21 protein-coding genes and 1 tRNA gene are annotated in these 24,549 nt (G+C 70.6%); 14 read left to right on the top strand and 8 right to left on the bottom strand.

Features of this window, described 5'->3' with window-relative positions; genetic code table 11:
- Positions 1-44: 44 nt before the first annotated feature.
- A complete protein-coding gene (locus I5G_RS22075) occupies positions 45-572 on the bottom strand; it encodes a pyridoxamine 5'-phosphate oxidase family protein (protein WP_022879175.1) in 528 nt (175 codons plus the stop codon).
- A 120-nt stretch (positions 573-692) separates the two neighbouring features.
- Here I5G_RS22075 and I5G_RS22070 point away from each other — a divergent pair, with 120 nt between their 5' ends.
- The 3 genes from I5G_RS22070 to I5G_RS11455 all read left to right on the top strand — a co-directional run bounded on the left by I5G_RS22070 (position 693) and on the right by I5G_RS11455 (position 3,911).
- Positions 693-2,375: a GAF domain-containing protein gene (locus tag I5G_RS22070; RefSeq protein ID WP_022879174.1), complete on the top strand. Its 1,683-nt coding sequence runs from the start codon at positions 693-695 to the stop codon at positions 2,373-2,375.
- A complete protein-coding gene (locus I5G_RS11460; protein WP_022879173.1) occupies positions 2,372-3,007 on the top strand; it encodes a response regulator transcription factor in 636 nt (211 codons plus the stop codon). Before I5G_RS22070 ends, I5G_RS11460 begins: the two co-directional genes overlap by 4 nt.
- 73 nt (positions 3,008-3,080) lie before the next feature.
- Positions 3,081-3,911, top strand: a complete 831-nt coding sequence (locus I5G_RS11455; protein ID WP_022879172.1) for a universal stress protein — start codon at positions 3,081-3,083, stop codon at positions 3,909-3,911.
- A gap of 72 nt (positions 3,912-3,983) precedes the next feature.
- On the opposite strand, the gene I5G_RS11450 is transcribed toward I5G_RS11455, so the two are convergent.
- The 4 genes from I5G_RS11450 to I5G_RS22065 form a co-directional block, all read right to left on the bottom strand.
- Positions 3,984-6,503: a polynucleotide kinase-phosphatase gene (locus I5G_RS11450; protein WP_022879171.1), complete on the bottom strand. Its 2,520-nt coding sequence runs from the start codon at positions 6,501-6,503 to the stop codon at positions 3,984-3,986.
- Positions 6,500-7,864, bottom strand: coding sequence for a 3' terminal RNA ribose 2'-O-methyltransferase Hen1 (locus tag I5G_RS11445; RefSeq protein WP_022879170.1), 1,365 nt, complete (start codon positions 7,862-7,864; stop codon positions 6,500-6,502). Before I5G_RS11445 ends, I5G_RS11450 begins: the two co-directional genes overlap by 4 nt.
- 172 nt (positions 7,865-8,036) lie before the next feature.
- Positions 8,037-8,870: a universal stress protein gene (locus tag I5G_RS11440; RefSeq protein ID WP_022879169.1), complete on the bottom strand. Its 834-nt coding sequence runs from the start codon at positions 8,868-8,870 to the stop codon at positions 8,037-8,039.
- A gap of 131 nt (positions 8,871-9,001) precedes the next feature.
- On the bottom strand, positions 9,002-9,691 hold the full coding sequence (locus tag I5G_RS22065) for an isochorismatase family protein (RefSeq protein ID WP_022879168.1): 690 nt from the start codon (positions 9,689-9,691) through the stop codon (positions 9,002-9,004).
- A 137-nt stretch (positions 9,692-9,828) separates the two neighbouring features.
- Between I5G_RS22065 and I5G_RS22060 the strand changes: the two genes are divergently transcribed.
- The gene (locus I5G_RS22060) at positions 9,829-10,686 is read left to right on the top strand and encodes a LysR family transcriptional regulator (RefSeq protein ID WP_022879167.1); all 858 of its coding nucleotides are present in this window, start codon (positions 9,829-9,831) and stop codon (positions 10,684-10,686) included.
- Between the two features lie 29 nt (positions 10,687-10,715).
- Here I5G_RS22060 and I5G_RS11425 read toward each other — a convergent pair whose 3' ends face one another.
- Both I5G_RS11425 and I5G_RS11420 read right to left on the bottom strand, forming a co-directional pair.
- Positions 10,716-11,057 carry a hypothetical protein gene (locus tag I5G_RS11425; protein ID WP_022879166.1) on the bottom strand — a complete coding sequence of 114 codons (342 nt, stop codon included), beginning with the start codon at positions 11,055-11,057 and terminating at the stop codon, positions 10,716-10,718.
- Between the two features lie 2 nt (positions 11,058-11,059).
- Complete coding sequence (locus I5G_RS11420; RefSeq protein ID WP_022879165.1) at positions 11,060-11,512, bottom strand: type II toxin-antitoxin system prevent-host-death family antitoxin; 453 nt, start codon at positions 11,510-11,512, stop codon at positions 11,060-11,062.
- 105 nt (positions 11,513-11,617) lie between these two features.
- On the opposite strand from I5G_RS11420, the gene I5G_RS11415 reads away from it, so the two are divergent.
- The 10 genes from I5G_RS11415 (at position 11,618) to I5G_RS22050 (ending at position 24,152) form a co-directional block, all read left to right on the top strand.
- Positions 11,618-12,493 carry a serine hydrolase gene (locus I5G_RS11415; RefSeq protein ID WP_022879164.1) on the top strand — a complete coding sequence of 292 codons (876 nt, stop codon included), beginning with the start codon at positions 11,618-11,620 and terminating at the stop codon, positions 12,491-12,493.
- 138 nt (positions 12,494-12,631) lie between these two features.
- Complete coding sequence (locus tag I5G_RS11410; protein ID WP_022879163.1) at positions 12,632-13,888, top strand: ROK family transcriptional regulator; 1,257 nt, start codon at positions 12,632-12,634, stop codon at positions 13,886-13,888.
- A 300-nt stretch (positions 13,889-14,188) separates the two neighbouring features.
- Positions 14,189-15,703, top strand: a complete 1,515-nt coding sequence (locus I5G_RS11405; protein WP_022879162.1) for an ABC transporter substrate-binding protein — start codon at positions 14,189-14,191, stop codon at positions 15,701-15,703.
- Positions 15,704-15,763: 60 nt separating this feature from the next.
- On the top strand, positions 15,764-16,705 hold the full coding sequence (locus tag I5G_RS11400) for an ABC transporter permease (protein ID WP_022879161.1): 942 nt from the start codon (positions 15,764-15,766) through the stop codon (positions 16,703-16,705).
- Complete coding sequence (locus I5G_RS22055; protein WP_022879160.1) at positions 16,702-18,555, top strand: ATP-binding cassette domain-containing protein; 1,854 nt, start codon at positions 16,702-16,704, stop codon at positions 18,553-18,555. Before I5G_RS11400 ends, I5G_RS22055 begins: the two co-directional genes overlap by 4 nt.
- On the top strand, positions 18,555-19,424 hold the full coding sequence (locus I5G_RS11390; RefSeq protein WP_022879159.1) for an ATP-binding cassette domain-containing protein: 870 nt from the start codon (positions 18,555-18,557) through the stop codon (positions 19,422-19,424). The genes I5G_RS22055 and I5G_RS11390 overlap by 1 nt, the downstream gene beginning before the upstream one ends.
- 40 nt (positions 19,425-19,464) lie before the next feature.
- Positions 19,465-20,442, top strand: coding sequence for an alpha/beta hydrolase (locus I5G_RS11385; protein ID WP_022879158.1), 978 nt, complete (start codon positions 19,465-19,467; stop codon positions 20,440-20,442).
- Positions 20,439-21,014 (top strand): nuclear transport factor 2 family protein, encoded by a 576-nt coding sequence (locus I5G_RS11380; protein ID WP_022879157.1) that lies wholly within the window; start codon positions 20,439-20,441, stop codon positions 21,012-21,014. Before I5G_RS11385 ends, I5G_RS11380 begins: the two co-directional genes overlap by 4 nt.
- Positions 21,011-21,898, top strand: coding sequence for a nuclear transport factor 2 family protein (locus tag I5G_RS11375; RefSeq protein ID WP_022879156.1), 888 nt, complete (start codon positions 21,011-21,013; stop codon positions 21,896-21,898). The genes I5G_RS11380 and I5G_RS11375 overlap by 4 nt, the downstream gene beginning before the upstream one ends.
- On the top strand, positions 21,891-24,152 hold the full coding sequence (locus I5G_RS22050; RefSeq protein ID WP_022879155.1) for a glycoside hydrolase family 3 N-terminal domain-containing protein: 2,262 nt from the start codon (positions 21,891-21,893) through the stop codon (positions 24,150-24,152). Before I5G_RS11375 ends, I5G_RS22050 begins: the two co-directional genes overlap by 8 nt.
- 135 nt (positions 24,153-24,287) lie before the next feature.
- Here the strand turns inward: I5G_RS22050 and I5G_RS11365 are convergent.
- A tRNA-Ser gene (locus I5G_RS11365) sits at positions 24,288-24,378 on the bottom strand.
- Positions 24,379-24,549 lie beyond the last annotated feature (171 nt).

Genomic DNA, 24,549 nt, shown 5'->3' with positions numbered 1-24,549 from the left:
GGAGGAAGACGACCCGTGCCGGTCGGGCCGACGACCGCAGAATCTCAGACGCCCGCCCGGGGCGTGATGCCGGGGATCGGGTGCGGGGGTCGCGCCGCCGGCGGAAGCGTCTCGGCGGGCGGGCGGAAGATCAGCGACCGGAGCGCCTCGACCTCACCCCGCTCCCGGAACCGGCGCCCCGTGACGCTCCGCGGCACGATGCGGATGACATGCGGCTTCGGCGTCGGGCTCATCGACCGCAGTCCGGTCGCGCGGGTGCGGCGGAGCTCGGCATCCAGGTCGACGTGCGCCGCCTGTCCGCGCACGACCACGCTCCATCGATCACCGGCCTCCTCACCGTCGATCTCGAACGCGACGGTCGGGTGCGCCGTGAGGAGACGCAGCTTCGCGTCGTGCGCGCTGCGGATGTAGAGGATGCCGTCCGCGACGGCGAAGTTCACCGGGTAGATGACGGGTTCGCCCGCCGCGTCCACGAGCGCGAGCCGACCGAGCCGCTGCGTCTCGATGAGGCGCCAGCACTCGGCCGTGCCCACTTCGGTGACGGGCGCGGTCTTCTTCGATGCGTGGTCCATGGGAACCTCCCACCCCAGTCCACCGCGCCCCGCCCTCGGGCGGCGGGTCGAAGGTCCCCCGCCGTGGCGGGATTCGCGCGCACGGTCGTAGATTGGAGAAACGGGGAGAGGGGGCGTCCGATGACGACGGAAGGTCGAGGACCGATCGCCGGCACCGCGCCCTCGGGGTCGGACAGCGCGTCGTCGTCGCAGGATCGCCTGCGCGGTCTCCTCCACGCCGTCGAGACCGTCGTCGGCGAGATCGAGCTGCCCGTCGTCCTGCGTCGCGTCGTCGAGGCGGCCGTCGAGTTGGTGGATGCCGAGTTCGGAGCGCTCGGCGTGCTCGCCGCCGATCGGGCGTCGCTCGACCAGTTCATCCACGTCGGGATCACCCCGGAGAATGCCACCGAGATCGGACGCCTGCCCCGGGGTCGTGGCATCCTGGGCGCGCTCATCTCCGACCCGCGGGTGATCCGGCTGTCACACCTGCAGGCCGACCCGCGGGCCGCCGGCTTCCCGGCGCACCACCCGCGCATGGACTCCTTTCTCGGCGCTCCCATCTCGGTGCGCGGCCAGGTGTTCGGCAACCTCTACCTGACGAACGCACGCCGCGGCTCCTTCTCCGCCGAAGACGAGGAACTCGTCCGGGGTCTGGCATCCACCGCCGGCTTCGCGATCCAGAACGCCCGGCTCTTCGACGAGGCACGGACCCGCGCGGCGTGGACGGCGGCGACGGCCGAGCTGTCCGCGGCGATCCTCTCGACGCCTCCCGACGAGGTGTTCGACCTGATTGCCGGGCGCGTGCTCGACCTCTCCGCCAGCTGCCGGGTCACGGTCCTCGTCCCCACCGACGTCCCGGACGTGCTCCGGGTGGCAGCCGCTCGCGGCACCGGCGAGCTGGACATCCTCGGGATGACGGTCATCGCCGGCAGCGGCCTCGCGGGCGCGGCACTCGACCGGGGCGGCATCCGCGTGCCCAGCGCCGCCCGCCCGACCGGTCCAGCCGACCCCGCCGTGCTGACCGCGGACGACGAGACCGGACCCGCGGTCGCCGCCCCGCTGCGGACGCGCCGGCGGACGTGGGGCGTCGTGACCGTCGCGCGGGCCCCCGGCGAGCGCGAGTTCACCGAGGTGGAGCGGGAGGTGCTCGGCGTCCTCGCGTCGCAGGCGGCCATCGCGTTGGAGCTGACCCACGCGCGCCGCGAGCAGCAGAAGGCGATGCTCACCGAGGAGCGGGCGCGCATCGCGCGGGACCTGCACGATCACGTCATCCAGCAGATCTTCGGGGCGGGGCTCACGCTGCAGTCGATGGCCGCGACGCTCGCCGAGACGCACGACCGAACCCGGGTCGACGAGGTGATCGGGCAGCTGGACGACGCGATCACCCAGATCCGCACGGTGATCTTCGCCCTGTCGGCGCGGGACGGGACTTCGCTCCGCCACCGGCTCATCGACGTCGTGGCGGAGGTCTCGGGCGCCCTGCCGCGGCCGCCGGCGCTGCGCTTCTCCGGCCCGGTCGACACGGCCCTCACCGGTTCCCTGGCCGACGACATCGTCGGGGTGGCCCGCGAACTGCTGACCAACAGCGTGCGACACGCCGATGCGGACAGTATCTCGCTCGACGTGGGCGTGGACGGCAGCCGCGTGACGGTCGTGGTCGCCGACGACGGAGCCGGCATCCGCGACACCCGGCGGAGCGGCCTCGCCAACCTCGCCGCGCGGGCCGAGGGCCGCGGCGGTTCGCTCACCGTCGACACCGGCGCGAGCGGCACACGCGCCGAGTGGCGCGTCCCCCTCGGCGACTCCCGGAAGGACCCCCGATGATCCGTGTGTTCCTCGTCGACGACCACGAGATCGTACGACGCGGCCTGTCCGACCTCATCGACGGCGCCGACGGTTTCGAGGTCGTCGGCGAAGCCGGCACCGTCCGTCAGGCGCTCGCGCGGATCGAGGCCGCTCGACCCGACGTGGCCGTGCTCGACGTGCGCCTCCCCGACGGCAGCGGCATCGACCTGTGCCGCCGTATCCGCTCGTCGATGCCGCACGTGGCGTGCCTGATCCTCACCGCGTACGACGACGACGCCGCGACCTACGCCGCGGTGCTCGCGGGCGCATCCGGGTACCTCCTCAAGAACATCGGCGCGATGCGCCTGCTCGAGGACATCCGCGCCGTCAGTACCGGGCGCTCGCTGCTGAACACCGCCGCGGCGGCGAAGGCCGCGTCGAGCCTGCGCGACGGCGCCGGCGACGACGACCCGCGCTGGGGATCGCTCGGCCTGCGCGAGCGGCAGGTGCTCACGCTCATCGCCGACGGGCTGACGAACCGGCAGATCGGCGAGCGCCTCGGCCTCGCCGAGAAGACCGTGAAGAACTACGTGTCGTCGGTGCTCATGAAGCTCGGCGTGGACTCCCGCACGCAGGCCGCGGTCTTCCGGCTGGGGCACCCCGACCTCTGACGCCGCGGGACTTTCGGCCCGCCGCGCGCGCCCGCTCGCCGCCTACTCTCGGGGCGTTCGAAAGGAGAGCGCCATGGAGCGGGTCGTTCTGGGATTCGACGGCAGTCCCGCGTCGGAGGCAGCGCTGGAATGGACGGCCGAGAGGGCTCGCACCGAGAGCTTCGAGCTCGACATCGTCCTGGTCACGAACATGTTCCTGTCCGATCGGGTCGCCGCGGACCGGATCCTGGATGCCGCCTCCCGCCACTGGCGCGACCTCGTTCCGGGCCTGCCTGCCAACGTCGTGCGGCTGGACGGGCTCATGCCCACGACCCTCACGGAGGCTGCACGCGGTGCCGCGCTCCTCGTCCTCGGCATCGAGACGGGGTTCCGGATGCGGTCGGCGCTGAGCGGATGGCTGCCTCTCCGCGCCGCCGCGCGCAGCGGTGCACCGACCGTGCTCGTCCCCGCGGGGTGGATGGCATCCGATGATCCGGTGACGGTCGGCCTCGACGAGGACGCGTCGTCCGCGTCCGCGCTCCTCTTCGCCGCCCGCGCCGCCGCGGCCGCCGACGTTCCGCTCCGCATCCTGCACTCGTGGCTCATGGGCAGTTCGGTGCTGCGCGGTCACGCGTCCGCTCTGCCGAGCACCCAGCGCGTCGCCGCGGAGCACGAGCGGATTCTGGATGCCGCCGTCGCCGAGGTCCGCCGCGAGTACCCCGGTCTCGGCGTCGTGACCGAACTCGTGCGCGACAACCCCACCTCCGCACTCTCGCGCGCGGCCGACCGCAGCAGCATGGTCGTCATCGGCACGCACGGGCGGGGAGTCGTCGTGGGCGGCTTCATCGGATCGATCGGGCTGGACCTGGTCGGCTCGCTGAACCGCACGATCTGCGTCGTGCCCCCGGCCCGCGTGCTGGTCTGATCCGGCGCGGGCGGGCGTGGATCCGGCGCGGGTGAGCGCAGATCCTGCGCGAGGGTATCGAGCCGGGGGCCGTCACAGTCGAGGATCGATGGGGTCGGATTCCAGCGCGAGCACGCCGAAGACCGCCTCGTGCACACGCCAGAGCGGCTCGCCGGACGTCACCCGTCGAAGAGCCTCGAGGCCGAGGGCGTACTCCCGCAGCGCGAGGGAGCGCTTGAAGCCGACATCGCGATCGCGCAGGCGGGCGAGATTCTCGGGCACCGTGTAGTCGGGGCCGTAGACGATGCGGAGATACTCGCGCCCCCGCACCTTGATTCCCGGATGCACCAGGCCCTTCTTCGTCCGGGTGAAGTTCGCATAGGGCTTGACGACCATCCCCTCACCCCCGGCATCCGTCATCTCTTCCCACCACTCGACCGCGGCCACGACCGAGGAGGCGGACCCGAGGTCGACGCGGAGCCGACGGGTCGGGATCACCAGGTCGGGGTCCGCCGCGGCGATCCGGTCGGCGAGTTCGAGATGCCAGCCGTGGTCGCGCGTCTCGAAGGTCGCGTCGCCCGCGGCCAGCACCTGGAATGGTGCGAAGCGCGCGGGGCCCGCGGTGTCGACGTACCTCCGGTACGCGTCGCGGAAGCGGGTGACGTCGTCGGCGCGGACACGCGTGCGCGCGGCGAGCGCGGCAACATCGACCCCGGATGCCAGGGCGACCTCCAGCACTCGCGAAGCCGCCTCGGTCGCCGCGGTGCCCGCCGCCGCCACCGAGGCGAACAGGTCGCGGATGAGGTCGCCCGCCTTGGCCGACCACGGCACGATCTCGCCGTCGAGGAGGACCCAGTCGGCATCCAGTTCGGCCCAAACCCCCGCGCGTTCCAGCGCGTCGTCGAGACGGGCGAGTGTCGCCGACTCGATCTCGGGGGTGAAGAACGCGCGGCCCGTGCGGGTGTGGATGGCGCCGCGCCACGACTCGGGCGCGTCGAACCGCGCCGGATTGCGGGAGACGAGCACGACCGCGCGCGATCCCATGTGCTTCTCCTCGCAGATCACGTCGGTCACGCCGTGGTCGCGGAAGGCGGAGAAAGCCTCGTCGGGATGCTCGAGGAACCCCTCGCGCGACGAGGTCGTCGGCGGCGACATCGTGGGCGGCAGATAGGTGAGCCACCGGGGGTCGATCGCCCACCGGCTCATCGTCTCGAGCCCGCCCGCGGTCTGCTGCTCCTTGATCCCGATGCGCCCCATCGCGGCCGTCTCGACGAGCATCTTCCCCTGCACGTCGGAGAGCTGGAGGATGCCGCCGGCGCGCTGCGGCTCCTCCGCGACGAGCGGACGCACGGGCTCGTACCAGACCCGTTCGGCGGGGACCGAGACCACCTCGCGCTCGGGGTACCGCATGGCGCTGAGCGCGCCCCCGAACACGCATCCGGTGTCCAGGCACGCGGTGTTGTTGACCCACTCGACGGCCGGGACGGGAGTGTGGCCGTACAGGACGACCGCGCGTCCGCGGTAGTCCTGCGCCCACGGATACCGGACGGGCAGCCCGAACTCGTCGGTCTCCCCCGTGGTCTCGCCGTAGAGGGCGAAAGCGCGCACGCGCCCGGACGCGCGGCCGTGGTACGCCTCCTTCAGCCCGGCGTGCGCGACCACGAGACGCCCCTCATCGAGGACGAGGTGCGACACCAGGTCGTAGCAGAACGCGGCCACCCGCTCACGGAATTCCGGCGACTCGCCCGAGAGCTGGGCCAGCGTCTCGGCGAGGCCGTGCGTGGGCGTCACCCGCGCGCCGCGCAGGGCGCGGACCAGCTTCGCTTCGTGATTGCCCGGCACCGCGAGTGCCGACCCGGATGCCACCATCCCCATCGCCAGGCGGAGGACACCGACCACGTCCGGCCCGCGGTCGACCAGATCGCCCAGGAAGATCACGCGGCGTCCGGCGGGGTGGGTCGCGTCGATCGGGCGCCCCTGCTCGTCGCGGACGATCTCGTACCCGAGCCGTCCGAGGAGCGTCTGCAGCTCGCTGAGGCATCCGTGCACATCGCCGATCGCGTCGAACGGACCCCGCTCGTCGGACCGATCGTTGAGCAGGCGGGTGCGCGCGATCTCGACGGCCGCGATCTCCTCGGGTGTGCGCAGCACGTGGACCTTGCGGAAGCCCTCCTTGCCGAGGTGACGCAGCCCGCGACGCAGCTGGTCGGCCTGGCGCTTCACCACCGCGGGCGGGATGACACGGTCGGTGCGTTCCGCGTTGCGCGCGAGACTCGTCGCCTCGGGGACGTCGAGGACAATCGCGACCGGCAGGACGTCGTGCGCCTTGGCGAGCTCGATCAGTCGGCGACGGGCGTCGGGCTGGACGCTGGTCGCGTCGATCACGGTCAGCAGGCCCGCGTCCAAGCGCTTCGCCGCGACGTACTGGAGGGCGTCGAAGGCGGCCTCGGTCGCGGACTGGTCGGCGACGTCGCCCGAAACGAGCCCGCGGAAGACGTCGCTGGAGAGCGTCTCGTACGGGCCGAAGTGGGTCCGCGCAAAGGTCGACTTGCCCGAACCGGAGGTCCCGACGAGCACGACGAGCGACAGCGCGGGGATGTCGAGGACGCTCATGCGGTCACCTCCCGACGGAAGAGCGCGAGCTGGGTCGGCGCACCGCGGTCGGCATCCTCGGGGCCGACGGGCCGGAACTCGACCGCGTAGCCGGTGCGCGCCGCGACCGCCTCCGCCCACGCGCGGAACTGCGCTCGCGTCCACTCGAACCGGTGGTCGTCGTGGCGGAAGGCGCCCGGTGCGAGAGCGGGGAACAGGGCGTTGTACTCGGCGTTGGGCGTGGTCACGACGACGGCTCGGGGCCGAGCGCCCGCGAAGACGGCATCCTCCACCGCCGGCAACCGGGACGGGTCGACGTGTTCGATGACCTCCATGAGCACCATCGCGTCGAACTCGCGCAGGCGATCGTCCCGGTAGACGACCGATCCGTGGAGCAGCTCGATACGCTGGCGCTCGGCATCCGATGCTTGATCGAGGCGCAGCGCCCGCGCCGCCTGTTCGAGGGAACGCCCGGACACGTCCACACCGACGATGCGCGAGATCGATCGGTCCTCGGCGAGACGCACGAGCAGCGCGCCCGGACCGCATCCCATGTCGACGACGCTGCGCGCTCCCACGTCGGCCAGCGCGGCGAGGACGGCGTCCGCGCGGCTCTCCCGCAACGGCGTCGCGCGCACCTCGGGCGTCGGCTCCAGGGCCTGAGACACCAGCGACCGGTTATGCCGGAGGTAGCGGCGCGTGATGAGGTCGCGCTCGGGGTGCGCGGCGAGCCACCCCTCACCGGCGCGCTCGAGCTTGGCGACCTCGTCGTCTCCGACCCAGTAGTGCTTCGCGTCGTCGAGCACGGGCAGCAGCACGTACAGCTGGCGGAGCGCGTGGGCCAGCCGCACACGGCCGGTCAGCGTCACCGACCGGAATCGGGAATCGCCCCATTCGGGGAAAGCCGGGTCGAGCGGGATCGGCGTCTCGACGACCTCCCACCCGCACGGCGCGAAGAGCGTGCGCACCAGGTCGTCCTCGCCCCGGAGGGAGACCACCGGGATGTCGATGCGCAGAGGCAGCTCTGCCGCCGCGAGGTCGGGATACGAGTCGCTCCGCCCCGTCATCGCGGTGCGGAACACCGCCCCGATCGCGACCGCGAGCATGCTCGACGCGACGTACGGCCGGTCGTTCAGGTAGTGATCGAGCGCCCCGGCATCGCCCCGGAACCTCTTGTTGCGGGCGAGGCCGATCGGATCCACCTCGAGCACGAGCGCGAAGGTGCACCGGTCGGCGGTCGCTTCGGGCGCGAACACGTGGACATCGCCGACCGGCGCGGTGAAGGTCTGGGCGCGCGCGGGATGCTTGTGCAGGAGGTAGCCGAGCACGGTGGCGTCGATTCCGGAACCGCTCTCGGGCTCGAACGTCACGGTCACCAGCATCGGGGCGTCCTCATTCGGGGCATCCGCCCACTGTAGGGCGGCGGCGGAGCCGGACCCAGCAGCACCTCCGCCCGGTTGCCGGGTGACCCGGGACGGCGGAGGGGAGGACGTTCGGCGACGGGAGGACGGCACCGGGTCGTGGCATCCTCCCCTCCCCGGATCTCCTCCCGCCTCAGCGCCCGCGCGGCGGGAAGCTCGACGCCGGCACGACGACCACCGGGCAGCCCGTGCGCCAGAGCAGATCCTGCGCGACCGACCCGAGGTAGCCACCCGCGAGCACGCCGTCCCGGTGGGTCCCGATGACCGTCATGCTCGCGGTCTCGGAGTGCCGCGCGAGGGCCTCGGCGGCGGAGGCGCGCGTCAGCTCCGCCTCGACGTGCAGGGTCGGGAACCGGCGCTCGAGCGTCTGCACCGCGGCATCCAGGAGTTCCCGATGCTCCTGCAGGACGTGATCGGGCCGGACCAGGAGCGCCACGGCTCCGTCGGCCACGGGCTCGGGCAGGTGCCACGCGTGGACGACGCGGAGCCGCCCGTCGGTGCTGAGCGCTTCCGTTGCCGCGAAGGTGAGCGCCTCGGTCGACGAGAGGTCGTCCTCCCATCCGACCGTGACGCGATGACCCGGCCGCGGCGCCCATCCGGCCGGAACGATGCACAGCGGCGCGCGCGTCCGCCCGATCACGCGGACCGGAAGCCAGCCGCCCAGGGCCGCACGCACCGGGTGCGCCGGGTCGACGCCGATCACGAGCAGGTCCGCGTCGGCGGACTCCTCCCCGAGCGTCTGCGCGACGGGCCCGTCCACGGGGTGCACGCGCACGACCTGTCCCGGCGTCGCGTCACGGAGGATCTGCTCCGCAACCACGAGCGGGTCGTCCGGACCGGACCCCGCATGCCGAGAGACATGGATGACGTCGACCTCGACGGGGTGTCGTCCGCAGCGCTCCGCGACCCACGCGAGCGCGGACCGCGAGGCCGCACTGCCATCGACACCGATCACGATTCTCTCCACGGGGCACCTCCTCGAACCGTTCCGATACTCCGCACGCTAGGCGCGAAGGGCGGGAACGGCAGGGGCGAAGGTCCCGCGGGAAGCGAAGAGGCCCCGCGCACACCGCGGGGCCTCCTCCGATGCCCGGAGCGTCAGGCGTTCACCACACGCGCCTCGGCCCACTTGACCTCGGCATCCGCGCCCTCGCCACCGGTCGCCTCGGCGGCCGACCGCTGCGCGAGTTCCGCGGCGGCGAAGTACGACGGGATGACGGCGGAGTGCAGCGCGCCCCACTCGGCGTAGTCGGCGCGCGCCCAGGTCTGCTGCAGCTCGCTGATGACGGCTTCCGTGTCCACCACGACGACACCGGCCTGGGTGAGGCGCGCGATCGAGATGCGCTGCGACGCGTCCGAGTACGCGCCCGATGCGTCGATGATCGCGTACACCGTGTAGCCGTCGGCCAGGGCGGCGAGGGCGGGCTCGACGACGCAGATGCTCGTCATGATGCCCGCGATCAGGAGCGTCTTGCGCCCCGTGGCCTCGACCGCGGCGCGGAAGCCTTCGACGTCCCACGCGTTGATCTGCCCCTGGCGCGACACGTAGGTGGTGTGCGGGGCGTTGTCGAACACCTCGGGGATCAGCGGGCCGTTCGTGCCGGCGGGCACCGACGCGGTCGCGATGACCGGCACGCCGGCGAGGGTGGCGGCCTTGGTCACCGAGGCGACGTTCATACGCAGCTCGGCGATCGAGATGTCGCGCACGACCTGCAGCAGTCCGCTCTGGTGGTCGACCATCAGCAGGACGGCGTCTTCGGGAGCGATGAGACCGGCGGTGGAGTTCATGGGATGCCTTTCGGGGCGAGGAATGAGTGCGGCGGATGCGCCGTTATCCATGCAATCGCATACATCGGCCGCACATGCCTCGTTCGTGTCGACCGTCCGAGATTTGCGTCATCTGCGAAAACGATCGGAGGAGCCGCGTGGAGCTCAAGCAACTCGAGTACTTCGTCTCCGCGGCGGAGGAGCTGAGTTTCACCCGCGCCGCGCGCCGCTGCCACGTCGTGCAGTCCGCCATCAGCGCGCAGATCAAAGGCCTCGAGGCCGAACTCGGAACGCCCCTGTTCGACCGGACCACGCACCGGGTGTCCCTCACGGCGGAAGGGACCGTGCTGCTCGAGCGAGCCCGTGGCATCCTGAGGCTCGTCGACGACACCCGCGACCTCGTCTCGCCGACCAGCGCGGAACTCAGCGGGAGCCTGTCGATCGGGGTGACCCAGGGCGCATGGAAGGGCATGGCGCCCGCACTCGCGTCCTTCCGCGCCGCCCACCCCCCGGTTCGTATCGGACTCCGCCAGGCGCCGACCGTGCGGCTCTTCGAGTCCGTGAACGACGGTTCGCTCGACATCGCGGTGGCGCCGCTGCGTCGACCATCCGAGCCCGGGCTCTTCGTGAAAACGCTGTACACCGAGAACCTCAGCGTCGGGGTGGGAGCCTCGCACGAACTCGCGCACCGGGAATCGCTCGCACTGCGCGACCTCGACCAGCGCGACGCGGTCGGATTCTGCCCGTTCTGGGCCCTGCGCACGATCACCGACCGCGCCTTCGACGAGGCGAAGGCGTTCCCACGCGTGGCCTACGAGGTCAACGACCTGAACGCCGCCGCCGAGATCGTGGCGAGCGGCCTCGCCTACGTGCTGCTCCCCGACCACCTGCTCGCGCAGTTCGGCGACCTGATCAGGATCCCGCTCGAGGACGACGTGCACTGGGACGTCGGGGTCATCGCCTCCGCCCGCCGCTGCACCCCCGCCGCGGCGGCGCTGATGGACCTGCTGACGTAGCGGACGGCCGAGCTGGACGGGCGATCCGGCTACTTCGTCGCGTTCGGGTGCGCCGTCGAGACGTCCTCGAGGTACACCCGGTCACCCTCGACGTAGAACCAGATCCGGGCAGATCCGCCCAGAGTGGGCTTGTGCTGCCATCGCTCGTGCGTCTTGCCGGCACGGGTGACCGTGCGGAGCTCGCCCTTCAACGGGTAGTTCGTGGGAGTCACGAGATGAGGCGTGCGAGTGAGGAAATCCCACGCATCGGCAAGGGCGTTCCTCTGCGTTGCCCTGAGGTCTTGCCAGCCCTTCTCGGCCTGCCTGCTGGCACACACGATCGTGAACTCGCTCTTCTTGATAGGCCGGGAGACAGGCTCCTCCTTCGCCACGCCTACGGGCGCTCCACGCTCACGTTCGCCTCGATCCAGTCGATCGGCGCGGCACCGAGACCCGCGGCGATCGCTTCGGCGGTTTCCCGCCAGCTCGTCATCGTCGCGACGGCGAGGTGCGGCTGCTGAGTGGCGAAGGAGGCTCGAGCTGCATCGACGAGCTCGTGAGCGCATTCCTTCCGATCCGCCTCCGAGAGAGCGAACATCCACGGGAACCGGTCGGCCATGCGCTCGGCGAGAGTCCCGCGGTCGTCCGTGGTCACCGCGATCAGCGCGGCCGCGAACTCCAGCAGGCTGCGCTTGGCCTCCGCCTCACGCTCGGTCATCAGCACCAGCGACTCGGCGCCTCGGCGAGTCACGACGACCGGATGATCCTCGGCAGCCTCGAACACCTCCGAGGAGTTGCGGCTCAGCTCGGAAGACTGGAACTCCGTGCGCATGATCGTGGCAGCCATGCCTTCATTGTATTCAGAATTAGTTCAGAACTGAACCGGCTTGCAGTTCCACGGCGCGGACCTGCGATCCTGAACGGACACCGACCCGCGAAGAGAGGTCTGCCCGTGGCATCCGCGTCCACCGCGCTCGAACGCATCGTGGCGGCGATCGACGAAGAGTCGCTCGCCGCCTACGGCATCCATGTCCTCCTCGGGGACGACGTGGCCGAACACCGGTGGCGCAGCGACGACCGCGTCAACATCTACTCGGTGTCCAAGGGGGTCAGCGCCCTGGCCGCGGGGATCGCGGCGGACGAGGGCATCCTGTCGCTCGACACGCGCGTCGGAGAAATGCTGCCCGACATGCAGCTCGGCGCGGGTGTCGAGGCGGTGACGCTGCGGCACTTCCTCACGATGACGAGCGGCATCGACTTCACGTGGTTCGGACGCGAGCCGGCGCCGTGGCCCGACCTCGCGCAGGAGATGCTCCGCCGCCCGACCCGCGGCCCCGGCACGGTCTTCCAGTACTCGGATGCCAGTACCTATGTGGCCATGCGGATGCTCGGCGCGGCCGTCGGCGACGTGCGCGACTGGCTCCTCCCCCGACTTTTCGATCCGCTCGGCATCGACAACCCGCAGTGGCACCGGTGCCCGCGCGGCTGGATCGTCGCTGGCAGCGGCCTCGAGCTCCGCACCGAGGAACTCGCGCGGATCGCCCGTGTGCTGCGCGACGGCGGCCTGTGGTACGGCGAGCGGATCGTGAGCGCAGAGTGGGCGGAGGCCATGCACTCGGACGTCGTCGACACCGGAGGCGAGGGCGACTTCGTGCGCTACGGCCTCGCAACGTGGGCAGGCCCCGGCGACGGATGGCGCCTCGACGGGCTCTACGGCCAGTACGTCTACATCGCGACCGACCTCGACGCGGCGGTGACGATCACCGCGCACGAGGAGCAGCGATCGCACCGGCTGGTGGAGATCGCGGCGGAGGCGCTGCGGGGATGAGCTCGCCGTGCACGCGGATCAGCCCCACCTGACCGCGCGCAGCACTGCACGTCCCCGCGTCGATGATCTTCCGGCAACCGGAATATCCGCGGCGCGGCAGCATAATTGTCAAAAGGACTCGGGCAGAGGAGGGCCGTCATGGCGCGTGAGCGGCACGCCGGTCTTTCGGCCGTCCTCGATGCGATCCGCCTCGACGACGGCGTGACGCAGACGACGCTCACCGACCGGGTCGGGTTGGGGCGGAGCGTCGTCGCGGAACGGGTGACCCAGCTGCAGCAAGCCGGACTCATCCTCAGTGGAGAACGCGGACCCTCGACGGGCGGACGGGCACCGCGCAAGCTGTCGCTGAACCCCGACGCCGGCTTCGTGCTCGGCGTCGACATCGAGACCACGGAGCTGGTCGTCGGGGCCGCGAACATCGCCGGCGTGATACTCAGCTCCCGCCGCGAATCGATTGATGCTCGCCACGGTCCCGACGAGATCATGTCGACGGTGGCGACGTTGGCCAAGGCCGTCATCGACGAGAACGCGGGCGCGGGCAATCTGCTCGGCGCCGGCGTCGGCATCCCTGGACCGGTCGATTTCGATGCCGGGGCGCCGCTCGAGGAGCCCCTGCTCCCCGGGTGGGCGGGATACCCCGTGCGGGACACGCTCTCCCGGCTCTGGCCCGTGCCCGTCTGGGTCGATGGGCGGGCGAATCTGCTCGCGCTCGTCGAGGTCGTCGCGAACCCTCGCGCCGCACGTGCGGAGAACCTGCTGTACTTCGGCGGCGGATCCAGCACGGCGGCCGCGCTGATCACCGGCGGTCGACTCTATCGCGGAGCACACGGACGCGCGGGGTCGGTCGGCCACATCGCGGTTCCTGAGGCGGGCATGATGTCGTGCGTCTGCGGAAGGGTGGGCTGCCTGGACGCGGTCGCGAGTCGCTGGGCGATCGCACGGGACGGCCTTCTGCTGGCACGGACCGGACGCAGCACGGCTCTCGCTCGCACCCTCGCCGAGACAGGGGCGGTGGAGCCGTACGACATCACGCTCGCGGCCGATCAGGGCGATGTCGCCGCTCTCAGGCTCATCGAGCGATCGGTCGGCGTCCTCGGGCGCGCACTCGCCAATCTCGTCAGCTTCTCCGCTCCCGACATGCTGGTGATCGGTGGCGGCGTGGCACGTGCGCGGGACTACGCACTCGATCCGGTGCTCGCCGCTTTCCACGAGCGTCTCCCGTCCGAGGTCACTGAGGATCTGATCATCGAATTCTCGGTGCTCGACGACCTCGTCAGCGGAATGCTGGGAGCCACGCAGCTGGCCATCGGCGAGCTGTTCAACAAGACGAACGTCGCGCGGCTTCTCGCCTCAGCGGCCGCGGGGCGCGCAGACGGCACGCCGCCTGCGCGCTGAGGTGATCACGTTCGGCGAGGTCCGAACGATCCCCTTCTTTCTCCGTGCCAGCGCATCGGCGATCGTTCGATCGTGGGCATCAGCGCCCCTTTCGGATGCGGCCATCGATCCCATCGATAGTCCTCATAGCGAGAACTGACTTTTCTTATTCCGGTTCCCGGATTATGTTCGTCCACACGAGAGCCGGATTCATCGCCGCTCTCGCCGACCGGCACCACCACCGGTCAGGAGGCCTGCCTCCACCGGACCGGCTCAAAGCTGATCGGTCGCGGAGCCGTACGACTTTCAACGAGGAGAATCATGCGCAAAGGAGTTGTCGCCGCAGTCATCGCGGCGTGTGCTCTCATCCTGTCCGCCTGCTCCGGCGGTTCCGCGCCGAACGCCCAAAGCGGCGGGGAGCTGCGACTGGGGGCGGTCTCGCCGATCGCGTCCTTCGTCCCCGGCAGTTTCGACGCCGGCCCAGGACTGACCTTCGTGCAGCCGGTATACGACACGCTGCTGCGCGACGACAACGACGGGGTGCCGCAGGCGAGCATCGCGACCGACTGGAGCTACGACGACTCGCAGACCAAGCTGAGCCTCACGCTGCGCGACGACGTCAACTTCACCGACGGCACCAAGCTCGACGCCGACGCGGTCAAGGCGAACCTCGAAGCCGCCAAGGCAGGAACGGGTGAGACCGGCGGTCAGCTGAGGTTCGTCGACTCGGTCACCGCGGTCGACGCCACCCACGTCGAGATCTCGCTGTCGGCACCCGATCCCGCGCTGCTGTCCAACCTGGGCGCCGGTGCGGGCGCGCTCGCGAGCCCGAAGGCGCTCGGTACTCCTGGACTCGCGACCGACCCGGTCGGCTCCGGCCCGTACACCTTCGACGCCGCGGCGTCGCAGATCGGCGTCACGTACGTCTATCAGCGCAACGCCGATTACTGGAACAAGCAGGACTTCCCGTACGACAAGATCACCATCACGGTGTTCAACGACGCGAACGCCATCGTGAACGCGCTGAAGTCGGGCCAGATCGACTTCGCCGGCATCTCCGACCAGATCGGCCAGACGCTCGCGTCCGATGGGCTCAAGGTCGAGTCCTTCCCGGCCTACACCGCGACGGGCCTGTTCCTCTTCGATCGCGGCGGCTCGATCGTGCCTGCCCTCGCCGATGTGCGTGTGCGTCAGGCGATCAACTACGCGCTGGATCGTCAGACGATCTTCCAGCAGGTCTTCAACGGCGTGGGCACGGTGACCGACCAGTCCTTCAGTACCGAGAGCGCGGCTTTCGACCCGTCGTTCGAGACCTACGGCTTCGATCTCGAGAAGGCCAAATCCCTCATGGCGGATGCCGGCTACACCAACGGCTTCGACCTGCCGATGCCCGACCTCTCACCGATCGACCCGAAGCGACAGGCGGCGGTTACCGAGGCTCTCGCGTCGATCAACATCACCGCGCAGTACCAGCCGGTCAACGGTGAGACGTTCATCTCCGACCTGCTGTCGGGCAAGTACCCGGCGGCGGTGTTCAACCTGAACAGCTACCAGCCCTGGTCGTTCGCTCAGCTCGCGCTCATGCCCGACTCGCTGTGGAATCCCTTCCACAACTCGGACCCGACGATCGTCGGCCTGGTCGACAAGGCGCAGACCCAGAGCGGGGCGGACGCCGACGCGACGTTCAAGGAGCTGAACAAGTACGTCGTCGACCAGGCATGGTTCGCCACGATCGTGCAGCCGAACAGCATCTTCGGGGCGTCGACGAAGATCGACGTCGAGCCGCGCAAGTACTCGACGTGGCCGCCGATCTGGAACTTCACGCCCGCGTCCTGACGCTGCAGGAGGGGGCGCCCGATACCGGGCGCCCCCTTCCGATCTCACATAGGAGTTCCCGTGTTCCTCTTCATTCTCCGCCGCCTCGGCGGAGGACTGCTCCTTCTCTTCGTCATCCTCACGGTGACGTTCTTTCTGCTGAACTCGGTCGGAAACGACCCTGCCCGGCAGATCCTCGGCCCGACCGCCAGTGCCGAAGTCGTCGAGGCCAAGCGAGTCGAGCTCGGCCTCAACCTCCCCCTCGTGGTGCAGTACCTCAATTGGCTCCGCGCCGCCGTCACCGGCGACCTCGGATCATCGTGGTACTCCAGTCAGCCGGTCACCGCCCTGCTCGGCTATGCCGTGCCGCCGACGCTGTCCATGGTGATCGCGGCCATTCTGCTGTCCACCCTGATCGGCACGGCCGTGGGCATGCTCGCCGCCACGCGCCGCGGAGCGCTCGATCGGGGTCTGCAGATCTTCGCCACCCTCATTCAGTCGGTACCCGCGTTCCTCGTGGCGATCGTGCTGGCTGTCGTCTTCGCCGTGCAGCTGCGTCTGGTGCCGCCCACCGGGTACACCTCATTCCTCTCCTCGCCCGCCGGATGGTTCGCCTCGATCGTGCTCCCCGTGATCGCCCTCGCGGTGGCTTCGATCGCCACGATCGCCCTTCAGGTGCGAGGGTCGACGATCGACGTGCTCCGTCAGGACTACGTGCGCACCCTGCGCAGCCGCGGTCTGCCCACGCGCAGCGTCCTGCTGCGCCACACTCTGCGCAATGCCGCAGGGCCGGCACTGACCACGGTCTCGCTGAGCTTCATCATCGCCATATCGGGATCCGTGATCGTCGAGAAGGTGTTCAACATCCCCGGGATCGGCACGCAGGCGAACACGTCGGCGTCGAAGGGCGATCTGCCCGTCGTCATGGGCGTCGTCGCCGTCACGGTCGTGCTCGTCGTGGTCGTGAACCTCCTCGTCGATCTCGCACAGGGATGGATCAACCCGAAGGTGAGGGTGGCATGACCGCCAATCTCGTGCCCGGCGCCGCGAACGCGCTCTCGCTCGACGACGACACCGAGCCCCGCCCCGGCGTGATTCGCCGCCTGCTCCGCGACCCCGCCGCGGTCGTCTCGCTCGCCTACGTCGTCGTGCTGATCGTGCTCGCCGTGCTCGCACCGGTCATCTCGCCGCAGGATCCGACGACCAGCAACCTCGCCGACGTGCTCGCCCCGCCGTTCTCCCCGGGCCATCCGCTGGGCGCCGACGGCGTCGGGCGCGACGTGTTCGCCAATCTCCTCTACGGCGCTCAGACCAGCGTGCAGAGCGCACTGATCGTCGTCGCGGTGAGTCTCCTCGTCGGCGTGCCCACGGGACTACTCGCGGGATACCGGCGGGGCTGGGTCGACGCGGTCGCGTCGTGGCTGAGTGGCGCGGTGCTGTCACTGCCGGCGATCGTCGTGCTGCTCGTCGTACTCGCCCGGGTGGGCCGCAGTTCTGCGCTGGCGCTCGCCGTGTTCGGCGTGCTGATCTCGCCCACGGTGTTCCTCCTCATCCGCAGCTCGGTGCGCGCCGTGCGCGAAGAGCTCTACGTCGACGCCGCCAAGGTGTCGGGACTCACCGATGTCCGCATCATGCGCCGGCACATCCTGCCCGTCGTCATCAAGCCCACGATCATCTACGCGGCCCTGCTCTCCGGCGCCGGCATCGGCATCGAGGCCGGTATCGCCTTCCTCGGGCTGGGCTCGGCCGATCGGGCCAGCTGGGGCCTGATGCTCGCGGATGCGACGCAGAACGTCTACACCGCGCCCTGGCTGTTCATCTGGCCGACCATCGCACTCGTGCTCACCGTCATCGCCTTCACACTGATCGGCAACGGTCTGCGCGACGCGCTGAGCGGCGACAGCGACTCCGACGCGCGTCGCCGTTCGCGGCGCCAGCGCGCCGCGGCCGCCGCGACACCGACGCCGCAGGTCGCTGCGGCACCGTCATCCGCGACTTCACCGGCGTCCGAGGACGATCCGCGCGCGCTGCTGACCGTCGAGGGCCTGCGGGTGTCGTACCCGCGGCCGGACGGTTCCGAGGTCACCGTCGTCGATGGGGTGTCGCTGCGGGTCGAGCGGGGCACCGTGCTCGGGCTCGTGGGCGAGTCGGGTTCGGGCAAATCCCAGAGCGCTTTCTCGGTACTCGGGCTGCTGCCCGGCGAAGCCCGGATGAGCGCCGACCGGTTGAGCTTCGACGGTGTCGATCTCCTCTCGCTCTCACGCAAAGACCTCAACGCTCTGCGCGGCTCGGGCATCGGCTACATCCCGCAGGAGCCGATGAGCAACCTGGATCCGTCGTTCCGCATCGGGTTCCAGCTCGTCGAGCCCATGAGACACCACCTGGGCCTGTCGACCCGCGCGGCGAAGGCCGAGGCGCTGAGTCTGCTCGCCCGGGTCGGCATCCCCGATCCGGAGCGGACCTTCCGCTCCTACCCGCACGAGGTGTCGGGCGGAATGGCGCAGCGCGTGCTCATCGCGGGTGCGGTGTCCTGCAACCCCCGGCTGCTCATCGCCGACGAGCCGACCACGGCACTGGACGTCACCGTCCAGGCCGACGTGCTCGAGCTGCTGCGCAGTCTCCAGGCCGAGCGCGAGATGGGCGTCGTGCTCGTCACCCACAACCTCGGCGTCGTCGCGGACATCTGCGACCGCGTCGCCGTCATGCGCTCCGGCCAGATCGTCGAGGTGGCCGACGTGGACGATCTGTTCGAGCACCCGCAGCACGAGTACACCCGGATGCTGCTGAACGCGGCCGAGACCGGATCGCCCGCGGGAGACATCGGCGACATCACCGACGCCGCCGCAACGCCGACGCGCGAGGAGACGCACTGATGGTCACGGACGACGCCACGCGCGAGCCGCTGCTGGACGTGAAGAACCTGGTGGTGGAGTACCCCGGCCGGCTGCGCCGGGGCGGGTTCCGCGCCCTGCACGGGGTCAGCCTGCAGATCGAGGCCGGGAAGACGCTCGGTCTCGTCGGCGAGTCGGGGTCGGGAAAGACCACGATCGGCCGCGCGATCCTCGGGCTCGCGCCGGTGACCGAGGGCGACATCCGCTTCCACGGCCGCTCGATCGCCCGGCTGTCCGGGCGTCGGCGCCGCGCGCTGAGCAGCGACATCCAGGTGGTGTTCCAGGATCCGTACACCTCGCTGAACCCGGCGATGACGGTGGCCGACATCCTCACCGAGCCGCTCCTGGCGTCGGGCACGTCGCGCCGCGACGCCAACGAGCGTGTGCGCGGCCTGCTCGAGCAGGTGCACCTGCCCGCCAACTCCGGGCGCCGCTACGCCCGGGAGTTCTCCGGCGGGCAGCGCCAGCGCATCGCGATCGCGCGCGCACTGTGTCGTGAGCCGCGTCTGATCGTGTGCGATGAGCCCGTCAGTGCGCTCGACCAGTCCACCCAGGCGCGCGTGCTCGACCTGCTGGAGGAGATCCAGCAGCGCCTCGGCGTGGCGATGCTCTTCGTGACGCACGACCTCGATGTGGTCCGACACGTCAGCCACACCGTTGCGGTGATGCGACAGGGCCGGATTGTCGAGTCCGGGGCCACCTCACAGGTGATCTCAGACCCGGCTCACCCCTACACCCGTGCACTGCTGCTGGCCGCGCCCATCGCCGACCCGAAGCTGCAGCGGATCCGCCGGCAGGAGCGACGCGCGTTCCTGAGCGAGCAGACCGAATCCATCACCGCCGTCCGCTGAGGCAGCACGGCCGACCCACCCCGACTCCCGCGGAGAATTCATGACACTCTCGCCCACTGAGCTGACCGCTCCGAGCATGCGCGACGGCTTCGTCCCGCCCTACTACCCTCCGTCGGTGCGCGCCGCGCGCCCGCGCGGGGCGCGCACGTACGCGGGCATCACGTACGCCGCGCCGGTCGGATACCGCAACCTCCAGCTCGACCTGCACGTGCCCGACGACGCGTCGGCCGAGTCGCCGGCACCGGTCGTGGTGTGGATCCACGGTGGCGCCTGGATGTTCGGCGGCCGCGAGCTGCTTCCGCCGAACTGGCCGCTGGGGTCCGTCGATCAACTGCTCATCGACGCCGGCATCGCCGTGGCGACGATCGACTACCGCCACGCCCGCGAGGCGGCGTTCCCCGCGCAGCTGCACGACGCGAAGGCGGCGATCCGTTACCTCCGTGCGTTCGCCGACGAGCTCGGCCTCGACGCGGGGCGGGTGGGGGTCTGGGGCGAGTCCGCCGGCGGACATCTGGCGGCGCTGTGCGCCCTCGTCGGCGGTGATCCGCGACTGGAGGGCTCCATCGGCGTGGCCGACGGCGACAGTTCCGTGGCAGCGGCGGTCTGCTTCTACCCGGTCACCGATGTAGACACGATGCCCGCCGAGGACCACCTGCCGGAGGCGGTCACCGCAGCCATGCTCGCGCAGTTCGGCGAGGTCCTGCCCCCGCCCACCGACGAGCTGCTCGACGGATCGCCCTACACCCGCGACGAGGGCCGCCGCATCGTTTCGCCGGTGCAGCACGCGCGCGCGGACGCTCCGCCGTTCCTCTTCGTGCACGGCGAGCTCGACCGCGGCGTCCCGCCGTCGCAGAGCCGGGAGCTGGCCGACGCGCTGACGGCCGCCGGCTCGTCCGCCGAGGTCGTGATCGTTCCCGGAGCCGAGCATGTGTTCGACGGCGTGGATCCGATGCCGCAGCTCGAGCGGGCGGTGCGCTTCCTCGCCGACACGCTGCGGCGCGAAGCCGTCGCCTCGTGACCGACGCAGCCGAGACCGAGTCGCCGGCCGCGATGAACGCCGACGACGTCCTCGATGTCGAGCAGCGCAAGTACGTGTACGAGCAGGCGTACGCCCTGCACCGGCACACCGACATCCCCGCGCTGTTCAGCGAGCACGACCCGTTGTTCGACGTCGCCGGCGATGTCGTCACGGGCTTCGACGCCATCCGTCAGAAATTCACTGACCTCGCCAAGGTCTCGCCCCGGGAGGACTCCTTCCACACCGGCTGGCAGATCTGCACCCCGCTCATCGACATCGACGCGGACGGCGCGCACGGACGCGTCATCGCGCCCACTTTCGGCTACCTGGTGCTCAACTTCTCGCCCGAGATGTTCTCGCCGCCGTACACGGTGCGCGCGGCGTTCGAGCTGTGGGACGACCGCGTCGTGAAGGAGGCCGGCGGCTGGCGCATCAGCGAGCTGCACGCGCGCTTCCTGCTCTCCCACCCGATCTGGAGCTGGGACGCCGCGCACGACGACTCCTCGGCGACGCGGCACGAGATGCGCCTGATCCAGCACCCCTTCTTCGACGACGGGAGCGTGAGCGCGTGAAGGCCAGCGTCTACTACGGGGTGCAGTTCGCGCAGAGTCGGATGCTGCTGGCCTCGCAGGCCGGGGCGCGCTCCGAGCTGCCCCGGCTGCTGGCGCCCGGCGCCGACGTGAGCATCAACGGCGCCGAGCCCGCGGAGGGCTGGGCCACGCATCTCCCGGCCACGCAGTACATCGAGCCGGCCGACGAGGACGGGATCGTCCGCGCGTCGTGGACCACCCTCGGGGCGGAGCTCACCGGGGACGAGCCGACCGGCGGCATCCGCTACGTCGTCGGCAGGTATGACAACCTCTTCACCCGACATGACGGGGTGTGGAAGTTCGCACGCCTGCGCTGGCGACCGTTGGCGCGCACCATCCCCTGGCCGCAGCATCCGGATGCGGTGCTCGAGCGTCACCGTGCCGATCCGTCGGCCTGGGCGCAGCTGCCTCCGGCGCTGGGCGCGGTCTCGGATGCCGGCGTCTCGCCACGCACGCTCATCACGCTCGAGCTGCGCAACACCGTGATGGGCATCTGCCACCGCTACAACCAGAGCGGGGTGCCGGCGCTCGAGGACCCCCGTGTCAGCCCCGCCGCTGCACGCTCGGCACGCGAGATGCTCGCTGCCGACGGCACGGGTCGCGGCTTCGTGCTGGCCACCTCACCGGTGGTCGGCATCGCCGCCGACGCTCTGTCGGCGCGGGTCTTCGTCAGCGCGACGTTCCTCGCGCCCCGGGGCGCCGATCGCATCGAGCACCGTCGAGGAAGCCTGCTCGTGAGCTTCACGCGCGCGACGGCGTCGGGTCCGTGGATCATCGCCGCCTGGGACTGGTACCGCTACGCAACGCTGCAACCGTGGACGCTCGACGACGTGTCGGACTTCCGGGAGAGGAACGACGATGAGTGACCGACGGATCGAGGACCTCCTCGCCCGGATGACGTGGGCGGAGAAGCTCGGACAGCTGCAGATCACGTACCATCCCGACCCGGCGCGCACCCGCGCGCTGATCTCGGCCGGAATGGGCTCCATCTTCTGGCAGGGCGATGCCGAAGCCACCAACGCCATGCAACGCCACGCCGTCGAGAACACGCGGCTCGGCATCCCGCTGCTGGTGGGCCTGGACGTCATCCACGGCCAGCGCACGATCTTCCCCACGCCGCTGGCGCTGGCCGCGAGCTTCGAGCCGCGGCACGCCGAGCAGGTGGCGAGCGTGTCGGGCCGGGAGGCGGCATCCGGGGGCGTGAACTGGACCTTCTCCCCCATGATCGACGTCTCGCGCGACCCCCGCTGGGGGCGCATCGTCGAGGGCTTCGGCGAAGACGTGCTGCTGAACAGCTGCTTCGGTGCGGCGATGGTGCGCGGCTACCAGGGCGACGACCTGTCCGCGGCCGACGCCATCGCGGCGACCGCGAAGCACTTCGTCGGGTACGGCCAGCCCGAGGGCGGCCGCGACTACAACACGGCTGACATGTCGGAGTACCGCTTGCGCAACGTCTACCTGCCTCCGTTCCAGGCCGTGGTCGAGGCCGGCGCCGCCAGCGTCATGGCCTCGTTCAACACGATCGACGGCCTGCCCGTGCACGCGAACCGGCGCCTGCTGACCGGCGTGCTGCGCGAGGAATGGGGCTTCGACGGCGTGACCGTGGGCGACGCGGACGGTGTCATGAACCTCATCCCCCACGGCATCGCGGCGAATGCGGCCGACGCGCTGAAGCTGGCGTTCGCCGCCGGCCTGAACGTGGAGATGGGCGGCAACGTCGTCGCCGACGGCGTGCCGACGCTGAGCGAGGCGGAGCTGTCACCAGTTGTGGTGGACGCGGCCGTGCGCCGCGTGCTGGCGCTCAAGACCGCCCTCGGCCTGTTCGAGCGACCGTACGTGGTCGCGGAGCGCGAGATCGTGGCGGCGACGCCGGAGCACCGCGACATCGCCCGACGCATGGCCCCCGACACGATGGTGCTGCTCAAGAACGACGGCGACCTGCTACCCCTCGCCGACCGCGAGCGCATCCTCGTCACGGGACCGTACGCCGAGAGCACCGACCACCTCGGTGCCTGGGTGCAGGCGTTCGCGACCCCGGCCGGCCGCATCGTCGACGCGCTGCGCGAGCGCCTTCCCGGCACCGACGTCGTGGTCAGCGCGGGCGCGTCGTTCCTGGGCACCGACGAGGCGGCACTGCGCGCGGCGGCTGCCTCGCAGGCTGCGGAGATCGGCTTCGCGATCGTGTTCGCCGGCGAGCCCAGCAACATCTCGGGTGAGGCGGCGTCGCGCAGCGACCTGCGCCTGCCCGGCGAGCAGGAGGCGCTCATCCACGCCATCGCCGACACCGGCGTGCCCTTCGTCGTCGTGCTCGAAAGCGGCCGCCCGCTCGTGGTGAGCGACTGGTTCGACCGTGCTCCCGCCGTGCTGCAGGCATGGCACCTCGGCACCGAGGCGCCGGCCGCCATCGTGTCGGCGTTGATGGGCGAGACGGCACCGTCGGGCAAGCTGCCCGCCTCGTTCCCGCGCAGCAGCGGTCAGGTGCCGACCCACTACAGCCACGACAACACCGGGCGCCCCGCGACCACGGGCGGCAGCATGGCGCCCACCACGTGGGACCCGGCGCTGCACGGCCCGAACAACGTCGACGACAAGTACGCGTCGAAATACCTCGACCTCGACCTGGGACCACTGCTGCCCTTCGGACACGGCCTGACCTACACACGTTTCGAGTACTCCGGCGCTCGACTCCGCGAGGGGGATGTCGCACTCAACGCCCTGCGGGACGGCGCGACGTTCGGCCTCGAGATAACCCTGACCAATGTCGGCGACCGCGCGGGGGACGAAGTCGTTCAGCTGTATACCCACGACGTCGTCGCCCATCGCGTGCAGCCGGTCAGAGTGCTGCGGCGCTTCACCCGCGTTCACCTGGAGGCCGGGGAATCGCGGGCGGTGTCGTTCGAGCTTGGTTTCGATGACCTTGCGTTCTGGTCGGAGTCGCACTCCGTACCGGGCTTCGACGTCGAACCAGGCGCTTTCGAGGTCTTCATCGGTGGATCGTCGGAGGCGCCGCTCGCCGCCCGGATCACCGTTGGCGCACCACAGCACGCTCTGTCCAGGGAGCCGATCGCCCATCGGTACGCGCGCTCGACTCAGGCGTCCACCACCGGCGTCGCGTCCTGAGGGGACGACGATCCGAGCTGCGAGCATGACCGGCCGTGGCGACACGCCATCTCGCGAGGGCCTCGGATGACCCGTGCGGACCAAGACAGAAGCCCCGCGATCCCTGTGAGGACAAGGATCGCGGGGCTTCGACGCTGGCGGTGACGGTGGGATTTGAACCCACGGTAGGGGGTTACCCTACACAACTTTTCGAGAGTTGCACCTTCGGCCGCTCGGACACGTCACCGCCGACCAGCTTACGACACTCGGCGGGATGCCGCGAATCCGCGCGGCACCGGGAGCTCGGCCATGCTCGGCGGGATGACGGATGCCGAGCAGGCGGCGGCGCGGATCGCACTGCGATCGATGGTGCAGGCACTTCGCGAAGGATGACGCGGGAGGCGGATTGGTAACAATC

It is taken from the genome of Microbacterium sp. B19 (assembly GCF_000333395.1).
Taxonomy (GTDB): Bacteria; Actinomycetota; Actinomycetes; order Actinomycetales; family Microbacteriaceae; genus Microbacterium.
The sequence above is the reverse complement of the archived record's forward strand: the minus strand, read 5'-3'. Positions and strand labels throughout refer to the sequence as shown.